A 17,887-nucleotide genomic window follows, 5' to 3' on the forward strand; every position below is an offset into this window, starting at 1 on the left:
CTGTCTGTTCAACGCCTGAAGATCGGCCCGGTTTACCCGTCTGGTGACACCGGCGCGACCACTCAAGCATCGCCTTCACACCAAAGATCGTGGAAATCACACCTTCGAGGTGGGCAAAGAAAAGTGCCTTTTACCCACCAGACGGTGTGAACCCGTCGCCCCTATCTTGCACCTTTTTTCGGGTTTGCGTGCGGCAGCCCAACAACAAACGGTGACTGCGGGGCAACTTCAACGCATCGACTCAAGCGTTGCTGCTGGCGCGCACTTCTTCCATGCTCGTGAACCCGCACAGCACCTTCTCGATGCCGTCCTGGCGCAGCGTGCGCATGCCCTCGCGCAAAGCGTGAGCGAGCAGCATGTCGGGGCTGGCACCGGTCTGGATCAGGCGGCGTGTTTCGGCGTTGACCACCAACAGCTCGTGCAGCCCCAGGCGGCCTTTGTGCCCGGTGTGGCTGCAGTGGTCGCAACCGGGGCTGTGCCAATGCAGCAGACGCCCCTCCACCGCGAAACGTTCCTGCCATTCGGCACGCAGTGACTCGCGGGTGACGCCGGTGGGCTCCTGCCCGAAAACATGCATGTACTCGTCCAGCCATCCGTCGACCTGCTCTTCGCTGGCCGGCTCGCTGGTCTTGCAGGCCGGGCACAGGCGGCGCACCAGGCGCTGGGCCAGCACGCACAGCAGCGAGTCGGCAAAGCTGAAAGGGTCCATGCCCATGTCGAGCAGGCGGGTGACCGTTTCGGGCGCGCTGTTGGTGTGCAGGGTCGAGAGCACCAGGTGACCGGTCAGCGAGGCCTCGATGGCCGTGCGGGCCGTCTCGGTGTCCCGCATTTCGCCCACCATGATGACGTCCGGGTCAGCGCGCAGCAGCGCACGCAAGGCCTTGGCAAAGGTCCAGTCGATCTTGGGGTTGACCTGCACTTGTCGCAGGCCAGGCTGGGTGATCTCAACCGGATCTTCCGCCGTCCAGATCTTGCGCTCGGGGACGTTGATGAAGCTCAGCGCCGAGTGCAAGGTGGTGGTCTTGCCGGAGCCGGTCGGGCCCACGCACAGCACCATGCCGTAGGGGCGCTCCATGGCGGATTGCAGCCTACTCAGGTTGTTGGGGCTCAGGCCGATCTTGTCGAGCGGCATGGGGCGGGACGAGCCCAGGATGCGCATCACCACGTCTTCCAGGCCGTTGTTGGTCGGGATGGTGGCCACGCGCAACTCGATGCGGTACTGGGGCACGAAGCGCGCGAAGTTGATCTTGCCGTCCTGCGGCTTGCGGCGCTCGGAGATGTCGAGGTCGCACATGATCTTGATGCGAGCGATGACGGCGCTGCGGTAGGTGTGGGGCAGCTCCAGGTAGGGCACGAGCTGGCCGTCCTTGCGAAAGCGGATCTTGACCTTGTCGCGCCCGGCGTAGCCCTCGACGTGGATGTCGGAGACGCCCTGGTTGTGGGCCTCGACGATCATGGTGTTGATCAGGCGCACCAGGGAGTTGTCGCTCTGCTCGATGGAGCGGTCTTCCTGCAGGTCGCCATCCTGCTCACGCTCGAGGTCTTCGACCAGCCGGCCGGTGGCGGCGGAGTCGAGCTCGTAGGCCGGCAAGGTCAGCTCGTGGATGTTGAACGGCACGGCCGCCACGTCGGCACCCAGCTTGCCGTAGGCGTCGCGCAAGGCCCAATCGATCTGCGTGGACTGTGCCAGCACCGGCACGATGCGGCACTGGCTGGCGAACTCCAGCTCCGACAGCACGATGCGCTTGCTCGGGTCCTCGACGGCCACGATCAGGCTGCCATCGCGCCACATCAGGGGCACGGCGCTCACGCGCGCGGCCACAGAGAAAGGCACCTTGGTCAGCGCCTCCGGGTCGATGGGGAACTGCATCAGGTCGACCAGCGGGTAGCCCATCTTGCGGGCCAGCGCATCGATCAGGTCCTGACGGGTGATGAGGCCCAAACGGACCATCAGCTCACCCAGCGGCACGGTGCGGTCGCTTTGCTGCTGCCGCAGCGCGTCTTCGAGCTGTGCCTCGGTGATCAGGCCCAGGGCGATCAGCGCCTCGCCGATGCGGATCATGGGCATGCGGCTTTGCTGCTCGAGGGCGCCCAGCAACTGCTCCGGGCTGACGACCTGCTGGTTGAGCAGGATGTCACCCAGCTTGCGCTGGCGCATGGCGGCCTGCAGGGCCACAGCCTGGTCAACCTGCTCAAGCGTGAGCACCTCACCGGCCACCAGGGCCTCGCCCAAAGGCGGCCCCAGGTGGGTGGCCGAGATGGCTTCGCGGGGCACGAACATCCGGGTCACGCCCCCGGCCTCGTCTTCGGGCGGGAACAGGAACAGGCCGAAATTCGATTCGATCCAGCCGATGGTCTGGCCACGCAGCTCACCGCCGCCTTGCAGCTCGATGACGTACTCGGTGGCCGGGCGCTCGCTCAGCGCCTGGGTGTGCTCGCCAGCGCCCTCCAGGGGCTCGGCCAGGGGCAAGAGCGGCCGCTTGAGGCTCAGGCTGCGGAACTGACCGAAACGCAGCGGCATGGTCGTGCGAGCGGGCGGCACCTGGATGTGGGCGACCTGGTCCTCGGGCACGAACAGGTTGAGGCGCCCCTGCATGACGCGCCCGTTGAGCCCCACGATCTCGCAGGGCTCGTGGTCAAGCTGCGCCCGGGCCGTGGGGTAGCTGGCCAAGGGCGGCGTCGGCCAGCGAAACCCGACGGGTTCGGCGGCGATGGGGTCGAGGTCGTCGGACATGGTGACCCATCCTAGGCAAGCGCGAAACAGGCAAAGGATGGAACAGAGCGGGGTTTGGGGGCGTGCATTTCGGCACGGAAACCGGCAAGATCGAGGCCATGAAAGCGTCCACCGCCCTGTTGGCACGCCAGCCCGTCGGGCTCAGTTTGCGTGCACCGCACCTGGCTGACCTGCTGGGTTTGTCGCCCGCCCTGGGCTTCGTCGAGGTGCGCGCGAGCGACATCGGGGCCTTCGAAGGTGTGCCGCAGGACCGCCTGAAGGCGCTGGCTTCGCGTTGGCCCCTGGCGTTACAGGCCAGTGAAATCGGTTTGAGTGGGGAAGTCGGCCTGGTGGAGCGCCCGCTCGAGGAGCTCGACCGCCTGGCTGGCGTGCACCCCAGGCGCCTTAGCCTGCCCCTGACGCCTGAGCGAGACCCTGGGGCCCTGGCGGCGGTGGTGGAGGTGATCCAGTCGCGCCTGGGTCAGCCCGTGCTGCTGGAGCTGGGCCTGCACGCCGATGCCCTGGGCGACACCCTCAAGCTGGCGGACATCGCCCGCCAGACCCGCAGCCGCCTGACCCTGGAGCCCGACCGCCTGCTGGCCCAGGCGCTGGGCCGCGTTCGGGCCAGCCAAGGTGCACCCACCTCGGAGAGGCTCCTGTGGCAAAGGGCCACCGCTTTGGTGCTGGACACGGTCTGGTCCCTCTCGCCTTCGCAGGTCGGGCAGGTTCGCCTGGGTGGCTTCCGGGAAGGTGCTCAGCCTCAGCCGCCGTCGCACTCGCGTGTGGCCGATCGCAGCCAGCGCGTCTCGCCCTCGGGCTGGGCGCTGCTGCGGCAGGCGCTGGAACACCTGGGCCCCGTGCCGACGGTCATGGCCTGGGACTCCGACCTGCCCGGTCTGGCCGTGATGCTCGACGAGGTCAGGCTGGCTTCGGAGTTGATGGCCGAGGTGGGCGCGGACGGAGAGGAGACGCTGGAGTTGGACGACTGAGTTGATGCCTCAGAAGTCGTTCGGGCGGAACTCCAGCAACATGGGGGGCACCTTGCCGCGCTCGTCGAGCGGGAGCACCTCGGTGCGGTCGATCGCTCGCAGCACCGCCGCGTCCCAAGCCACCACACCTGACGAAGACACCAGCTTGACCGACATGATTCGCCCGTCGGGCGCACAACGCACCTCGACCTTGGCCACCGGGTTGCCCGGGATCAGTTGCTCGGTGAAAACGATGTTGGGTTTGATGCGCGCTTTGATTCGCCCCGCGTAAGCCGCGCTCGGGCCTGCGCTGGTGGCCGAGGGCACGCCCGCACCACCGGTGCCGCCGAGCTCGTTCATCATCCTGGCGATGTTGGCCTGGCGCTGCGCCTCGCGGTCGGCGGCGGCCTTGGCTTCGCGGGCCAGGCGCTCTTTTTCGGCCTTGGCTTTTTCCGCCTGCTCGGCCTTGGCCGCCTTCTCCCTGGCCAGCTTCTCGGCCTTGTCGTCTTTGACGGGTTCGGGCTTTTTCACCGGCTTGGGCGGCGTCGTGTCGAAGGTCTCCTTGGGCTGCTTGCGCGGCTTGTCTTCCTTCTTGGGCGTGCGCTCGGTGACGATGTCCGGCTTTTTGACCGGCTCGGGCTCGGCGCGCTCGACCACCTTGGGCGGAGGGGGCGGGGCCACAGGCTCGGGCTCGACCGCTTTGGGCGGGGGCGGCGGCGGGGCCACGCTTGGCGGCGCGCCACGGGGAATCTCGGACCACAACTCGGCTTCGACCGCAGGCTCGTCCTGGGTCAACTTCCAGCTCACGGAAAAGGCCAGGCCCAGCGCCAGCAGCGCGTGGGCAGCCACAGCCAGGCCCAAGCCCGGCCGCCAGCCATCGGCGTCGCGCGGGCGCCAGCCCCGGCCGCCCTTGATGAACATGGGCGCCAGCTCGTCGCCGGGCAAGGTGCCGGCCGCCGTGTGCGAACCGAATCCAGATGCCACCGGTCAACCCCCGTTGGTGCGCACAGACAGACCCACGCGCTGCACGCCGGCACGCTGCAACAGGTCCATCACCTGCACGACCGAGTCGTAGCGGATGTCCTTGCGGGCGCTGATGATGACGGGCGCGGTCGAGGGGCCTCCATCGGCCTGATCCTGGATGTCTTTCACCTGCGCGGCCATGGCGTGAACCGACACGCTCGACCAATCGCCACGGTTGACGCGGATGCGCACCTGCTCGTCGGTGTCCAGCACGACCTCGACCACCTTCTCAGGGGCCTGTTTGGCTTTGCCCATGGTGGGCAGGTCGACCACGCCGGAGGGCAGCAGCGGCGCGCTCACCATGAAGATGATCAACAGCACCAGCATCACGTCGATGAAGGGCACCATGTTGATCTCGTTGCGGGTGCGGCGCCTGCGCCCTCCCCCGCGTGCGTTGAGTTCGGCCATGCGTCAGCCTCCTCAGCGGATCTGTTGCGCGCCCAGGGCACCCGGCACGGTGGGCTGGCCAGCCGGTGCGGCGGCCAGCGGTGCGGCGTTGCGCGCCAGGATGTTGGAGAACTCTTCCATGAAGGACTCCATCTGGATGGCGATGCGGTCGATGTCGCGGGCGAAGCGGTTGTAGGCCAGCACCGCCGGGATGGCGGCGAACAGGCCGATGGCCGTGGCGACCAGGGCCTCGGCGATGCCGGGGGCCACGGTCGCCAGCGTCACCTGCTGCATGTTCGACAGGCCGGTGAAGGCGTGCATGATCCCCCAGACGGTGCCGAACAAGCCGATGTACGGGGACACAGAGCCCACCGAGCCCAGGAAGTCGAGCCGGGACTCGATGACGTCCATCTCGCGCTGGTAGCTGGCGCGCATGGCGCGGCGGGCGCCGTCGAGCAGCGTGGGCACGTCGGTGACGCGGCGCTCGCGCTGCTTCATGAACTCGCGCATGCCGGCGGCGAAGATGCGCTCTTGCGGCGAGGCCGGTCCGCCTTCGCGGCTGGCGTCCTGGAAGAGCTCCTGCAGGGTGCGACCAGCCCAGAAGGCCTGGTCGAAGTTGTCGTTGTCTTGGCGGATGCGCTTCAGACCAATCACCTTGCCAAAGATCACGCTCCAGCTGGCCAGCGAAACGCCCAGCAAGATGGCCATCACGAGCTGCACGACCACGCTGGCTTCGAGCACCAGGTGGAGGATGGACAGGTCTTGGTTCATGGGAACGGGTCTCCTTCAATCTTGCGGGGATGCCGCTGCGGGCCATGCCTCGGGCAGGCGGTCCAGGATGCGTTGGGGGATGCGGCCGGTTTTCAGGCGTGGCTCATCGCCAGGTTGTTCAGCGGGCACGGTCTGCACCCAGCCGATGCGGATGCGGCCTTCGTTGAGCAGGGTCTCGCCCCGCCAGACCTGCTGCTCGAAGGCCACCGAGGCGCGGCCGCGCTCGACCAGGGTCACGGTGACGGTGAGCACATCGTCCAGGCGGGCGGGCTGCAGGTACCGCAGCGAGGTTTCCGCCACGACGAACATGCCTTCGCCGTCTGCGCGAAGGCCTTCCTGGTCAAAGCCCAGCGAGCGCAGCCACTCGGTGCGGGCACGCTCCATGAACTTCAGGTAGTTGCCGTAGAACACGATGCCGCCGGCGTCGGTGTCTTCCCAATAGATGCGCACCGGGTGCCGGTGGTGGCACCTCACCCCGCGTGGCAGCACCAGGGCTTGCAGCGCGGTGGCGGTCGAAGTGGGCTCGGGGGCGTTCATGCCCCGGATTATCCCCGTAGATCGGACCGTCAACGGCCCTGAGGTCAGGCGAGGTCCGGCGGCACCACCGCGTGAAGCACCACCTGCTGCTGCCCATCGCGTTCGCGCGAACGCAGCCACCACACCGCCCCCTTGTGCACCGACCAAGGCTGCTCGTGCCCCGTGAGCAAGCGCGCGGCCAGCAAGCCCAGCGTGGGCTGGTGACCGATGATCAGCACAGGCTCGCGGGCGTCGGACCAACGAGCGGCCACGAGCAACTCGTCCACGCTGGCCAAGGGGTTGAGGGTGTCGACGGTGCGAAAGCGCCGCCCCAGGGCCTCTGCTGTTTGCTGCGTTCGCCGTGCCGGGCTGACCAGGATCCGGGTGGTGTCGGGCAGGCGTTGGTTGAGCCACTCGGCCATGCGGGCGGCCTGGCGCTCACCCTTGGGCGTGAGCGGGCGGGCCAGGTCACGCGCCAGGTCGAGGGCGACCGTGCCGCCGTCGTCTTCCAGCATCACCGCCTGGGCGTGGCGCCACAAGATCAGGTCCATCTCGCTGCCTCCGCCTGAAGTTGAGGGGTCAGTCCTGCGCCTGGTAGCGTGCCATCAGGGCCCGCTGGGCGCTGTGGCCACCCGGGCGATGGATGCGCTCGTAGCGCCCGTCCGAGAGCTGCTTCCAGGCATCGATGCCATCGAACAGGTAGGGCACCAGGCACTCGTCGATCACGCGCTGACGCAGGGCTGGGTCGCGCACCGGCCAGGCCACCTCGATGCGCCGTGTCATGTTGCGGTTCATCCAGTCGGCGCTGGACAGGTAGAGGGACTCTTCGTAGTCGGCCTCGCCCCAGCGGAAGTACAGCACCCGCGTGTGCTCGAGCATGCGCCCCACCACCGAGCGCACACGGATGCGGTCGGTCAAACCGGGCAGGCCCGGCGGCAGGATGCAGGCGCCGCGGATGATCAGGTCGATGTCCACGCCGGCCTCACCCGCGCTGATCAGGGCCTGAACCAGGGGCTCGTCGGTCAGCGCATTGCACTTGACGACGATGCGGGCCTTCTGCCCCGCCCTGGCCGCATCTGCACAGCGCCCGATCAGCCTGACCATGTGGTCCTGCAGGCTGAAGGGTGAGAGCTGCAGCAGGCGCGTCGACTTCATCTGCGTCATGCTCGAGAGCTGCTGGAAGACGCGGTCGACGTCGGCCGTCAGGTCGGGCTGGCTGGTGAGCACGCCCACGTCGGTGTACAGACGCGAGGTGCGCGGGTTGTAGTTGCCGGTGGAGATGTGGGCGTAGCGGCGCAGGCGGTTGCCTTCGCGGCGGGTCACCAGCATCATCTTGGCGTGGGTTTTCAGGCCCACGATGCCGTAGACCACCTGGGCGCCCAGGGCTTCGAGGCGCTCGGCCCAGTTGATGTTGGCCTCTTCGTCAAAGCGGGCCTTGAGCTCCACCACGGCCAGCACTTCCTTGCCACGGCGCACGGCTTCGAGCAGCAACTCCATCAGCACCGACTCGCTGCCGGTGCGGTAGATGGTCTGCTTGATGGCCAGCACGTCGGGGTCTTCCACGGCCTCGCGCAGGAACTGCACCACGGCGTCGAAGCTCTGGAAAGGGTGGTGCATCAAGCAGTCGTGCGAGCGCAGGTGCTCGAACAGGCCTTCGCGGGGCAGGTCAGCGGGCCAGCTGGGCTCGTAGGGCTCAAAGCGCAACTCGTCGGCATCGGCCTGGTCGATCAGTTGGGTCAGGCGCACCAGGTTGACGGGGCCGTTGACCTGGTAGAGCGCCTGCGGCGACAGGCCGAACTGCTCGAGCAGAAAATCGGCCAGGTCGGGTGGGCAGGAGCGCACCACCTCCAGGCGCACCGCCTGGCCGAACTGGCGCGTGCTCATCTTCGAGCGCAGCGCCTGGCGCAGGTCAGTCACGTCGTCTTCGTCAACGTCGAGGTCCGAGTCACGCGTGAGGCGGAACTGCGAGAAAGCCTTGATCTCGCGCCCGGGGAACAGCTCGTCGAGGTGAGCGCGGATGACGCTGGAAAGCAGCACGAAGCCCTGGTGCCCCGGCTCCATCAGCGAGGCGGGCAAGGCAATCACGCGCGGCAGCACGCGCGGGATGCGCACGATGGCGATGTCGTTGTCGCCGCCGAAGGCGTCGGTGCCTCCCAGGCGCACGATGAAGTTCAGCGTCTTGTTGGCGACCTGCGGGAAGGGGTGAGACGGGTCCAGCCCGATGGGCACCAGCAGCGGGCGCACCTGGCGGCGAAAGAAGTCGGCCACCCACTCGCGCTGGTCAGCCTGGCGGTCGGCGTGGTTGAGGATGTGGATGCCGGCTTGCTGCAGTGCTGGCGTGACCACCTCGTTGAAGATCTGGTATTGCTCTTCGACCAGGCGGTGGCACTCGCGAGCCACCTCGTGGATGTAGGCCGGCGTGATGCCGGTGCCTGGCGTGCGCGAGGCCTCCATCACGTCGGCGTAGCGCACTTCGAAGAACTCGTCGAGGTTGGACGAAACGATGCAGATGTAGCGAAGGCGCTCGATGAGCGGCACGTCTTCGCGCTGAGCCTGGGCCAGCACACGCCGGTTGAACTCCAGGATGGCCTGCTCACGGGGCAGGAGTTTGATGCGCGACGGGGAAGGAACCGGACGGAGGACGGTGTTTTTCATGCACTGATGCACCGGCACACAAACGCCGGTGTCTTCAGTTTAGAGGAGCACACCTCGCATCTTGATGACAATTGCGTGACGCGTTCGGCTCATGTTCGAACTTGCGACAGCCTCGTCAATGCGCCGCCTCCCAGTTCGGTCCAGCCCCCACCTCGGCCAGCAGCGGCACGCGCAGCGTGGCCACCGAAGCCATCAGGCGCGGCACCTCGGCACGCGCCCAGTCGAGCTCGGCCTCGGGCACCTCCAGCACCAGTTCATCGTGCACCTGCATGATGATTTTCGAGGCACGGCCTTCGGCATCCAAGGTGTCCTGCACGGCCACCATCGCCAGTTTGATCAGGTCGGCCGCCGTGCCCTGCATGGGCGCGTTGATGGCCGCGCGCTCGGCGCCGGCGCGGCTGGGGCCGTTGGGGCTGTTGATCTCGGGCAGCCACAAGCGGCGGCCGAACACGGTCTCCACATAGCCTTTTTCCTTGGCCTGCGCGCGGGTGTCGTCCATGTAGCGCTTGACGCCCGCGAAGCGGTGGAAATAGCGCTCGATGTAGGCGTTGGCCGCGCTGCGCTCGATGCCCAGGTTCTGCGCCAGGCCAAAGCCGCTCATGCCGTAGATCAGGCCGAAATTGATGACCTTGGCGTAGCGGCGCTGCTCGCTCGAGACCTCATCCACCGGCACACCGAACACCTCGCTGGCCGTGGCCTTGTGCACGTCCAGGCCCTCGGCGAAGGCGCGCAGCAGGTTCTCGTCCTGCGAGATGTGGGCCATGATGCGCAGCTCGATCTGCGAGTAGTCGGCGCTGACGATGACGTGGCCCGGCGGGGCGATGAAGGCCTCGCGGATGCGACGCCCTTCGGCCGTGCGCACGGGGATGTTCTGCAGGTTCGGGTCGTTGCTGGCCAGGCGGCCGGTCACGGCCACGGCCTGCGCGTAGTTGGTGTGCACCCGGCCCGTCTCGGGGTTGATCATCAGAGGCAGCTTGTCCGTGTAGGTGGACTTGAGCTTGGCCAGGCTGCGATGCTCCAGGATGCGGGCGGGCAGCGGGTGGTCTTCGGCGAGCTTTTCGAGCACCTCTTCGTTGGTGGAGGGCGCACCGGTGGCCGTCTTTTTGACGATGGGCAGCCCTTGTTTCACAAACAGGATCTCACCCAGCTGTTTGGGCGAAGCCAGGTTGAAAGGCTGTCCAGCCAGTTCATAGGCCTCTTGCTCCAGCGCCACGATGCGCTGAGCCAGCTCGTGACTCTGCTGCTGCAGCAGGGCCTTGTCGATCAGCACGCCATTGCGCTCGATGCGCTGCAGCACGCGCGAGGTGGGCATCTCGAAGCGCTCGTAGATGTCCTTGAGGCCCGGCTCGGCTTCGAGCTGGGGCCACAGGGCCTGGTGAACCGCCAGGGTCAGGTCACTGTCCTCACTGGAGTACAGCGCGGCGCGGTCAAGCGCCACCTGCGCGAAAGGGATCTGCTGCGCGCCCTTGCCCGCCACGTCTTCGTAGCTCAGGCCGCTGCGGCCGGTGTAGCGCAGCGCCAGGTCGCCCAGGTTGTGCTTGCGGTGCGCTTCGAGCACATAGCTCTCGAGCATGGTGTCGTGGCGGTAGCCTCTGATGGCGATGCCGTGGTTGGCCAGCACGTGGGTGTCGTACTTGATGTGCTGCCCGAGTTTGGCCTTGGCCGCGTTCTCGAACCAGGGTTTCAGGCGGGCCAGCACGTCTTCGAGCGGCAGCTGCTCTGGCGCATCCGGGCCTTCGTGGCGCAGCGGGATGTAGCAGGCCTCGCCCACCTGATCGCTGAACGACAGGCCGACGATGCGCGCGCGCATGGATTCGAGCGAATCGGTTTCGGTGTCGAAGGCCACGAGCTCGGCGGCCTCGATGCGGGCCAGCCAGCGGTCGAAGTCGGGCCAGGTGAGGATGGTGTCGTAACGGGTGTCGGGGGCCGCGGCTTCTGCTGCGACATCACCTGCGGCATCGGCCACGCCATTGGCATCACCCACGCCGTCTGCGACATCGCCCCCAAACAGGTCGCCCGTTGCGCGGTCTGCTGCCGGCTTGGCGGCCTTGGGCTTGCCCGCCTTCGCGGCAGGGCCCGCCGAAGCACTTGTGTCGGCCACCGAGGCCTTGCCCAGCAGGCGCTCCACCTCCACCTTCGCGGTGCGAAAACCATAGCGGGTGTAGAAATCAAGCAGCCCGGGCAGGTCAGGGGCCCTCATGGCCAGGGCATCGAGCACCGGCCACTCTGGCACGTGGCCAGCGAGGTCGCAGTCGAGCTTGACGGTGATGAGCTTGCGCCCCATGGGCAGCCAGTCCAGCGCCTTGCGAAGGTTCTCGCCCGCCACGCCTTTGATGCTGTCGGCCGCCGCCACGATGCCGTCGAGCGAGCCATGCTCGGCCAGCCACTTCACGGCGGTCTTGGGGCCCACCTTCTCGACACCGGGCACGTTGTCCACGGCGTCGCCGATCAGGGTCAGGTAGTCGATGATGCGCTCGGGCGGCACGCCAAACTTGGCCAGCACGCCTGGCACGTCGAGCACCTCGGGTGGCTTGGCCATGGTGTTGATCAGCGAGACCTGGTCGTTGACGAGCTGGGCCAGGTCCTTGTCGCCGGTGGAGACCACCACGCGGTGACCCGACTCGACGGCCACGCGTGCCAGGGTGCCGATGGCGTCGTCGGCCTCGATGCCGGGCACCTCGAGCACAGGCCAGCCCAGCAGCTTGACGACCTCGTGGATGGGCTCGATCTGGGTGCGCAGGTCGTCCGGCATGGAGGGCCTGTGCGCCTTGTACTCGGGGTACCACTCGTCGCGGAAGGTGGGGCCCTTGGCGTCGAACACACACACGGCGTGTTCGGCAGGGATGTGATCGCGGATCCAGCCCAGCATGTTGACCATGCCGTGCAGGGCCCCCGTCGGCGCGTTGCCCGGACCGCGCAGGTCGGGCATGGCGTGGAAGGCGCGGTAAAGGTAGCTGGAGCCGTCGATCAGCAGCAGCGTGGGTTTGGCCGATTCAGCGGCCGAAATGGAATCCGGGGCACTCATGCCCCGGATTGTGCCGCCTGCGGCCGACACTTCGGCCCAGGTTCAAGGAGGATCAGACCGAGTCGGCCCGATCAGAACTCGGCGCTGGCACCGATGCCGAACAGGTACATGCCTTCGTGACCGTTGATCACGAAGTCAGCCGACGACAGCAGCTTGATGTCGCGGTTCAAGCGGAAGGCGATGCCGGCACCAATGTAGGGCGCGTTGAGTCGGCGGTCAGCCTGCACCTCGACGTTGTTGCCGCTCAGCAGGCGCTTTTTCTGGTTGACGAAGGCCCAACCAACGCGGATCTGGTTGGTGAAGTCCTGGATGAGTTCGACTTCCCAGTTGATGCCGAGGGTGATCGCGCGGCTGCGAACGGTTTCCTTGGCGGTGCCGCCGGCGTTGATCGTGGCCTGGTTGTTGACACGCTCGGTTTCGCCGAACATGAGCAGGTTCACTTCAGCCGCCAGGCCAGGCGTCAGGCGCTTGCCGCCGAAAATCTTGCCGGCGAAGGTGTTGTTGCTGCAAGGCGCGGTGCACAAGCCGTTGGTGACCCCGATGCCGGCCGTTCCACCAGCGTATACGCCCAATTGAGGGGAGACAGGCTTGAGCTCCTGCGCCTGGGCAGAAGCACCCACCGTCATCAGCAACGCGGCGGCAGTGGAAACAAGGGCGAAGGGCAGGCGGGAGGCAGTCGCGTTCATGATGACAGTCGTTTCCTCGGTATCGGTTTGAAGGGCTGAGCCGCCCCCGCGAACGTCGATGCGGCGGGGATGACAGAATCTGCGTGAGTCTGCCACACGGACTCCTACAATCGCGGGCTTGGGCCAGCTGGAACCCTGAGGGTTTACGCCAAAGCCCCCCGGCTCCAAGGCCCCGTTTCATCGTCGCCAAAACACCCTTCTCATGGCCGTTTTCACCGAAGTCCCTCCCGACGAAGCCGCCGGTCTGCTCAAGCAGCTGAACCTGGGCACCCTGCAGTCGATGCAAGGCATCAACTCCGGCATCGAAAACACCAATTACTTCGTCAGCACCGAGCGCGGCGACTACGTGCTGACCCTGTTCGAGCGCCTGAGCTTCGAGCAACTGCCCTTCTACCTGAACCTGATGCGGCACCTGGCAGGACACGGCATCCCGGTGCCGGCGCCCCAGGCCGATGCGCAAGGCAACATCCTGCACACCGTGCAAGGCAAACCCGCTGCCGTGGTGACCCGCCTGAAGGGTCGCAACCAGCTGGCGCCCCAGGTGGCCGATTGCGCTCAGGTGGGCGCCATGCTGGCGCGCATGCACCTGGCCGGCCAGGACTTCGCCGAGCAACAGCCCAACCTGCGCGGCCTGACGTGGTGGGTGGAGACCGTGCCGGTGGTCAAGCCGCACCTCACGCCCGCGCAATCCGCGCTGATCGAGTCCGAACTGCGCTTTCAGCAGGACTTGGCGGCCAGCACCGAGTACCAGGCCCTTCCGAGCGGCCCGGTTCACGCCGACCTGTTCCGCGACAACGTGATGTTCGACGGCCCCACCCTGTCGGGCTTTTTCGACTTCTATTTCGCGGGCTGCGACACCTTCGGCTTTGACATCGCGGTGTGCCTGAACGACTGGTGCATCGACCTGTCCACGGGAGCCCTCGACGAGGCCCGCGCGCAGGCCTTCGTGAATGCCTACGACGCCGTGCGCCCGCTGACCGAGGTCGAGCAGCGCCTGCTGCCCTCGCTGCTGCGCTCGGCTGCCATGCGCTTTTGGTTGTCACGCCTGTGGGACTTCCACCTGCCGCGCGACGCCGCCATGCTTCAACCTCACGACCCCGCTCACTTCGAGCGCGTGCTGACGCTGCGCCGCAACCAGCCTTGGTCCTGGCAGCGAGCCGCCGCATGAAGCTGCGCATCAACCCCGCGTCGCAGGGATTCGCCTGGGCCCGCCAGGGCTGGCTGGTTTGTGCGCGCCAACCCATGGGTTATGCCGGCCTGGTCGGCATGGTGATCGCCGGGGCCTTGCTGGTGGCGGGACTGCCCTTGATCGGACCGATCCTCGTCGTCGCCCTGATGCCTCTGGCCTGGATGGGGTTCATGCTGGCCACGCGTCGCGTGATGCTCAAGGAACGCATCATGCCGGGCGTGCTGGTCGAAGCCGTGCGAACGCCAGACAGCCCACGGGCGGCCTTTGCCAAGCTGGGTGCAGCCTACGTGGCGGGCACCTTCGTGGTCATGCTGCTGGCCCAGCTGCTGGGCCCTGGCGCTGAAGCCCTCGCCGAGGCGCTGGAAAAGGCCCAGGACGCCGACGAGGTCATGGCCGACCCGCGCGTGGTGCAGGACATGGCCTGGCGACTGGGGCTGACCTGGCCGCTGTCGCTGCTGTTTTGGCACACCCCTGCGCTCACGTTGTGGGCTCGCATGCCCCTGGGCAAGGCCCTGTTTTTCAGTGCGGTGGCCTCCTGGCGCAACCTGGGCGCCTTCGTGGTGTTCGGGGCCACGTGGTTGCTGGCCGTGATCGCCCTGGCGGTGCTGACGCGCGTGGTGCAGCAGGTCATCCCCCTGCCCGCCCTGTCCAACATGCTGACCTTCGCCGGGGTGCTGTGGCTGGTCTCGTGCTTTTACGCCTCGCTGTACTTCAGCGTGGTCGATTGCTTCGAGGGTGCACAGCAAGAAGGCGCTGACGCCAGCCTGACGCCGGATCAAGCCGATCCATCGCCCTGAGCTTGCGGCGCCCTTGCGCCCTGGCTCAACGCGCCTCGGGCCTGGCGCGCGAGACACCGCACGCTCAGTGCGTCAAACGCTGCACCCCGGCCAGCGGACACGCGTAGATGGCGTTGCGCAAGGCGGCAATCGCTTCGTAACGCGTGAAGCTGCGGCGCCAGGCCAGCACCACCCGGCGAGTGGGCACCGGGTCCTCGAACGGGATGTACGCGATGTGAGGGTGCGGCTCGGGCGGCACCGACAACTGCGGCACCACCGTCACGCCCATGCCGGCGGCCACCATGTGCTTGATGGTCTCCAGCGACGAGCCTTCGAAACTCTTGCGGATGCCCTCGGCGTTGCTGGAAAAGCGTGCGAACTCGGGGCAGACCTCGAGCACGTGGTCGCGAAAACAATGCCCCGTGCCCAGCAACAGCATGGTTTCCTGCTTGAGCTCTTCGGCGTTGACGCGCCGGTGGCTGGCCATCGGGTGACTTCGCGGCACCGCCACCAGGAAGGGCTCGTCGTAGAGGGGCGCGACGGCAAGGTTGGTGTCCGGGAACGGTTCGGCCAGGATGGCGCAATCGAGCTCGCCAGAGCGCAGCATGTCGAGCAGGCGGGCGGTGAAGTTCTCCTGCAGCATCAGCGGCATCTGCGGCACCTGGTCGATGGCGTTGCGCACCAGGTCGGGCAGCAGGTAGGGGCCGATGGTGTAGATGACGCCCAGGCGCAGCGGACCGGCGAGCGGATCCTTGCCACGCTTGGCGATTTCCTTGATCGACTGGGCCTGCTCCAGCACCGACTGGGCCTGGCGGATGATTTCTTCGCCCAGGGGCGTGACGCTGACCTCGTTGCTGCCGCGCTCGAAGAGCTTGACGTCGAGTTCTTCTTCGAGCTTTTTGACGGCTACGGAGAGGGTCGGCTGGGACACGAAGCAGGCCTCGGCCGCACGCCCGAAATGGCGCTCGCGGGCCACGGCCACGATGTAGCGAAGTTCAGTCAACGTCATGGGGGCAGATTGTGACTCAGGCCTTGAGGTACTCGGCCTTCTGCCCCAGCCAGCGGTGGATGTGGCGCTGGGCGGCCTCGGGGTGGCGGGCCAGCAGCTGCTCGGCCACGGTGCGCACACGGCCCAGCAGGTCCTGGTCTTCGTTGAGGTCGGCGAAGCGCAACAGCGCCGCCCCCGACTGGCGCGAGCCCATGAACTCGCCCGGCCCGCGGATCTCGAGGTCGCGCCGCGAGATCTCGAAGCCGTCGGTGGTTTCGGCCATGGCGCGCAGGCGCTGTTTGCCCGAGTCGGACAAGGGCGATGCGTAAAGGAGCACGCACACGCTGGCCACGGCGCCCCGCCCCACCCGACCTCGCAACTGGTGCAACTGGCTCAGGCCGAAGCGCTCGGCGTGTTCGATCACCATCAGGCTGGCGTTGGGCACGTCCACGCCCACCTCGATGACGGTGGTGGCCACCAGGACCTGCAGCTCGGCGCTGGCGAACTGATCCATGACCGAGGCCTTCTCGGCCGCTGGCAAGCGGCCATGCAGCAGGCCGATGCCCACGCCCGGCAAGGCCTCGCTGAGGTCCTGGTGGGTCTGGGTGACGTTGCTCAGGTCGAGCGGCGGGCGCTTGGCGCTGTCGCGGCCGGCGATGGCGTCGGCCGTCTGGTCGCTGTCTTCGGTTTCGTCGATCAGCGGGCAGACCCAGTACACCTGACGGCCCCGCGCCACCTCGTCGCGGATGCGCTCGATCACCTCTTCGCGCCGGCTGTCGGCGAAGACCTTGGTGACGATGGGCGTGCGCCCCGGCGGCAGCTCGTCGATGGTGCTGACTTCGAGGTCGGCCAGGTAGGTCATGGCGAGGGTGCGCGGGATGGGCGTGGCGCTCATCATCAGCAGGTGAGGTTCGAGCTCGGTGCTCTCCAGCTTGCGGCGCAGCTGCAGGCGCTGCGCGACGCCGAAGCGGTGCTGTTCGTCGATGAGGGCCAGGCCCAGCTTGGCGAACTCGACCTGGTCCTGAATGACGGCGTGGGTGCCGACCACCAGCTGCGCCTCGCCCGACGCGACCATGGCGATCTGCTCGCGCTTGGCCTTGGGTTTGAGGCTGCCGGTCAGCCAAGCCACCTTCACGCCCAAAGGTTCGAGCCAACCCACCAGCTTGCGGAAATGCTGCTCGGCCAAGATCTCAGTGGGCGCCATCAGGGCGCATTGCCAACCCGCCTCGATGGCAATGGCCGCTGACAGCGCGGCAACCACCGTCTTGCCCGAACCCACGTCACCCTGGAGCAGGCGGTGCATGGGTTGCGGGCGCTGCAGGTCGATGGCGATCTCGCCGCACACGCGGCGCTGCGCAGCGGTGAGGTCGAACGGCAGCACGCCCAGCAAGCGCTCGTGCAAGCCGCCGGTCCTCAGGGGCAGCACCGGTGCCTTGAGGTGCGCGCGCTCGGCCTTGGACTGCAGGCGAGAGAGCTGCTGGGCCAGCAGTTCCTCGAACTTGAGCCTTTGCCAGGCCGGGTGCTGGTGCTCGGTCAGCGCTTGCAGCGAGGCATCGGGCGGTGGGTGATGCAGGAACTGCAGCGACTGCCGCAAGGTGGGCCAGCCAGCCGGCAAGGTGCCATGCGGCAGCACCTCTTCCAGCGGGGCCCGCTTGAGCGCCGCTTCGATGGCCTTGCGCAAGTAGGCCTGGGGCAGGCCCGCGCCGGTGGGGTAGACCGGCGTGAGCGAGGTGGCCAGCGGCGTGCCCTCGCTGACGATGCGCACGGTGGGGTGCACCATCTCGCGCCCGAAAAAACCGTGGCGCAACTCACCGCGCACGCGCAGCCGCACACCGGGCGCCCAGCTCTTTTGCTGCGAGCCGTAGAAGTTCAGAAAACGCAGCAGCACCTCGCCCGTGCCGTCGGCCAACTTGACGATGAGCTGCCGTCGGCCTCGCATTTCGATGCGGTTGTCGCGCACCTCGCCTTCGAGCTGCACGGTCTGCCCGTCGCGCGCCTGCCTGAGTTCGGTGACGACGGTCTCGTCCTCGTAGCGCAGGGGCAGGTGCAGGGCCAGGTCGATGTCGCGCGCCAGGCCCAGGCGATGCATGGCCTTCTGCGGGGCAGACAGGTTGGGCGCGGCATCGGCGGGTTTCGCAACGGTTTTCGCGGCGGCCTGGCGGGGCACGTCGGGGCTCCTGGCGTGGAGGG

General features: G+C 67.3%; 14 protein-coding genes. 3 read left to right on the top strand and 11 right to left on the bottom strand.

Annotation, left to right across the window (positions count from 1 at the left end; all coding sequences use genetic code 11):
• Positions 1 to 241: 241 nt before the first annotated feature.
• Positions 242 to 2,734 carry a GspE/PulE family protein gene (locus ABG80_RS16975; protein WP_083506219.1) on the bottom strand — a complete coding sequence of 831 codons (2,493 nt, stop codon included), beginning with the start codon at positions 2,732 to 2,734 and terminating at the stop codon, positions 242 to 244.
• Between the two features lie 98 nt (positions 2,735 to 2,832).
• Here ABG80_RS16975 and ABG80_RS16980 point away from each other — a divergent pair, with 98 nt between their 5' ends.
• Positions 2,833 to 3,702 carry a multinuclear nonheme iron-dependent oxidase gene (locus tag ABG80_RS16980; protein WP_152987697.1) on the top strand — a complete coding sequence of 290 codons (870 nt, stop codon included), beginning with the start codon at positions 2,833 to 2,835 and terminating at the stop codon, positions 3,700 to 3,702.
• A gap of 9 nt (positions 3,703 to 3,711) precedes the next feature.
• Here ABG80_RS16980 and tolA read toward each other — a convergent pair whose 3' ends face one another.
• From tolA to ABG80_RS17020, 8 genes are all read right to left on the bottom strand, one after another.
• On the bottom strand, positions 3,712 to 4,665 hold the full coding sequence (gene tolA / locus ABG80_RS16985) for a cell envelope integrity protein TolA (RefSeq protein WP_058088806.1): 954 nt from the start codon (positions 4,663 to 4,665) through the stop codon (positions 3,712 to 3,714).
• A gap of 3 nt (positions 4,666 to 4,668) precedes the next feature.
• Positions 4,669 to 5,112 (bottom strand): biopolymer transporter ExbD, encoded by a 444-nt coding sequence (locus ABG80_RS16990; protein WP_058088807.1) that lies wholly within the window; start codon positions 5,110 to 5,112, stop codon positions 4,669 to 4,671.
• A 12-nt stretch (positions 5,113 to 5,124) separates the two neighbouring features.
• On the bottom strand, positions 5,125 to 5,862 hold the full coding sequence (gene tolQ, locus ABG80_RS16995) for a protein TolQ (RefSeq protein WP_058088808.1): 738 nt from the start codon (positions 5,860 to 5,862) through the stop codon (positions 5,125 to 5,127).
• Between the two features lie 15 nt (positions 5,863 to 5,877).
• A complete protein-coding gene (gene ybgC, locus ABG80_RS17000) occupies positions 5,878 to 6,399 on the bottom strand; it encodes a tol-pal system-associated acyl-CoA thioesterase (protein WP_083506220.1) in 522 nt (173 codons plus the stop codon).
• A gap of 44 nt (positions 6,400 to 6,443) precedes the next feature.
• Positions 6,444 to 6,929, bottom strand: coding sequence for a SixA phosphatase family protein (locus tag ABG80_RS17005; RefSeq protein ID WP_058088809.1), 486 nt, complete (start codon positions 6,927 to 6,929; stop codon positions 6,444 to 6,446).
• Between the two features lie 28 nt (positions 6,930 to 6,957).
• A complete protein-coding gene (gene ppk1 / locus ABG80_RS17010) occupies positions 6,958 to 9,033 on the bottom strand; it encodes a polyphosphate kinase 1 (RefSeq protein WP_058088810.1) in 2,076 nt (691 codons plus the stop codon).
• 115 nt (positions 9,034 to 9,148) lie between these two features.
• Entirely contained in the window at positions 9,149 to 12,058 is a 2,910-nt protein-coding gene (gene polA / locus ABG80_RS17015; protein WP_058088811.1) for a DNA polymerase I, read from the bottom strand.
• A 71-nt stretch (positions 12,059 to 12,129) separates the two neighbouring features.
• Positions 12,130 to 12,744: an outer membrane beta-barrel protein gene (locus ABG80_RS17020; RefSeq protein WP_058088812.1), complete on the bottom strand. Its 615-nt coding sequence runs from the start codon at positions 12,742 to 12,744 to the stop codon at positions 12,130 to 12,132.
• A gap of 202 nt (positions 12,745 to 12,946) precedes the next feature.
• Here ABG80_RS17020 and ABG80_RS17025 point away from each other — a divergent pair, with 202 nt between their 5' ends.
• The gene (locus ABG80_RS17025; RefSeq protein WP_058088813.1) at positions 12,947 to 13,912 is read left to right on the top strand and encodes a homoserine kinase; all 966 of its coding nucleotides are present in this window, start codon (positions 12,947 to 12,949) and stop codon (positions 13,910 to 13,912) included.
• The gene (locus tag ABG80_RS17030) at positions 13,909 to 14,730 is read left to right on the top strand and encodes a BPSS1780 family membrane protein (protein WP_152987698.1); all 822 of its coding nucleotides are present in this window, start codon (positions 13,909 to 13,911) and stop codon (positions 14,728 to 14,730) included. Before ABG80_RS17025 ends, ABG80_RS17030 begins: the two co-directional genes overlap by 4 nt.
• A 64-nt stretch (positions 14,731 to 14,794) precedes the next feature.
• On the opposite strand, the gene ABG80_RS17035 is transcribed toward ABG80_RS17030, so the two are convergent.
• Together ABG80_RS17035 and recG are read right to left on the bottom strand one after the other, a co-directional pair.
• Positions 14,795 to 15,718, bottom strand: coding sequence for a LysR substrate-binding domain-containing protein (locus ABG80_RS17035; protein ID WP_058088815.1), 924 nt, complete (start codon positions 15,716 to 15,718; stop codon positions 14,795 to 14,797).
• Positions 15,719 to 15,734: 16 nt separating this feature from the next.
• Positions 15,735 to 17,864, bottom strand: coding sequence for an ATP-dependent DNA helicase RecG (gene recG, locus ABG80_RS17040; protein WP_083506221.1), 2,130 nt, complete (start codon positions 17,862 to 17,864; stop codon positions 15,735 to 15,737).
• Between the last annotated feature and the right edge of the window lie 23 nt (positions 17,865 to 17,887).

The sequence above is a fragment of the Aquabacterium parvum genome (genome assembly GCF_001447195.1).
GTDB classification, from domain to species: domain Bacteria; phylum Pseudomonadota; class Gammaproteobacteria; order Burkholderiales; family Burkholderiaceae_C; genus Aquabacterium; species Aquabacterium parvum.

Excerpts from the sequence above, each read along its gene's own strand:
- ABG80_RS16975 (WP_083506219.1), bottom strand. The coding sequence starts at position 2,734 with ATGTCCGACGACCTCGACCCCATCGCCGCCGAACCCGTCGGGTTTCGC.
- ABG80_RS16980 (WP_152987697.1), top strand. The coding sequence starts at position 2,833 with ATGAAAGCGTCCACCGCCCTGTTGGCACGCCAGCCCGTCGGGCTCAGT.
- ABG80_RS16990 (WP_058088807.1), bottom strand. The coding sequence starts at position 5,112 with ATGGCCGAACTCAACGCACGCGGGGGAGGGCGCAGGCGCCGCACCCGC.
- tolQ (WP_058088808.1), bottom strand. The coding sequence starts at position 5,862 with ATGAACCAAGACCTGTCCATCCTCCACCTGGTGCTCGAAGCCAGCGTG.
- ybgC (WP_083506220.1), bottom strand. The coding sequence starts at position 6,399 with ATGAACGCCCCCGAGCCCACTTCGACCGCCACCGCGCTGCAAGCCCTG.
- ABG80_RS17005 (WP_058088809.1), bottom strand. The coding sequence starts at position 6,929 with ATGGACCTGATCTTGTGGCGCCACGCCCAGGCGGTGATGCTGGAAGAC.
- ppk1 (WP_058088810.1), bottom strand. The coding sequence starts at position 9,033 with ATGAAAAACACCGTCCTCCGTCCGGTTCCTTCCCCGTCGCGCATCAAA.
- polA (WP_058088811.1), bottom strand. The coding sequence starts at position 12,058 with ATGAGTGCCCCGGATTCCATTTCGGCCGCTGAATCGGCCAAACCCACG.
- ABG80_RS17020 (WP_058088812.1), bottom strand. The coding sequence starts at position 12,744 with ATGAACGCGACTGCCTCCCGCCTGCCCTTCGCCCTTGTTTCCACTGCC.
- ABG80_RS17025 (WP_058088813.1), top strand. The coding sequence starts at position 12,947 with ATGGCCGTTTTCACCGAAGTCCCTCCCGACGAAGCCGCCGGTCTGCTC.
- ABG80_RS17030 (WP_152987698.1), top strand. The coding sequence starts at position 13,909 with ATGAAGCTGCGCATCAACCCCGCGTCGCAGGGATTCGCCTGGGCCCGC.
- ABG80_RS17035 (WP_058088815.1), bottom strand. The coding sequence starts at position 15,718 with ATGACGTTGACTGAACTTCGCTACATCGTGGCCGTGGCCCGCGAGCGC.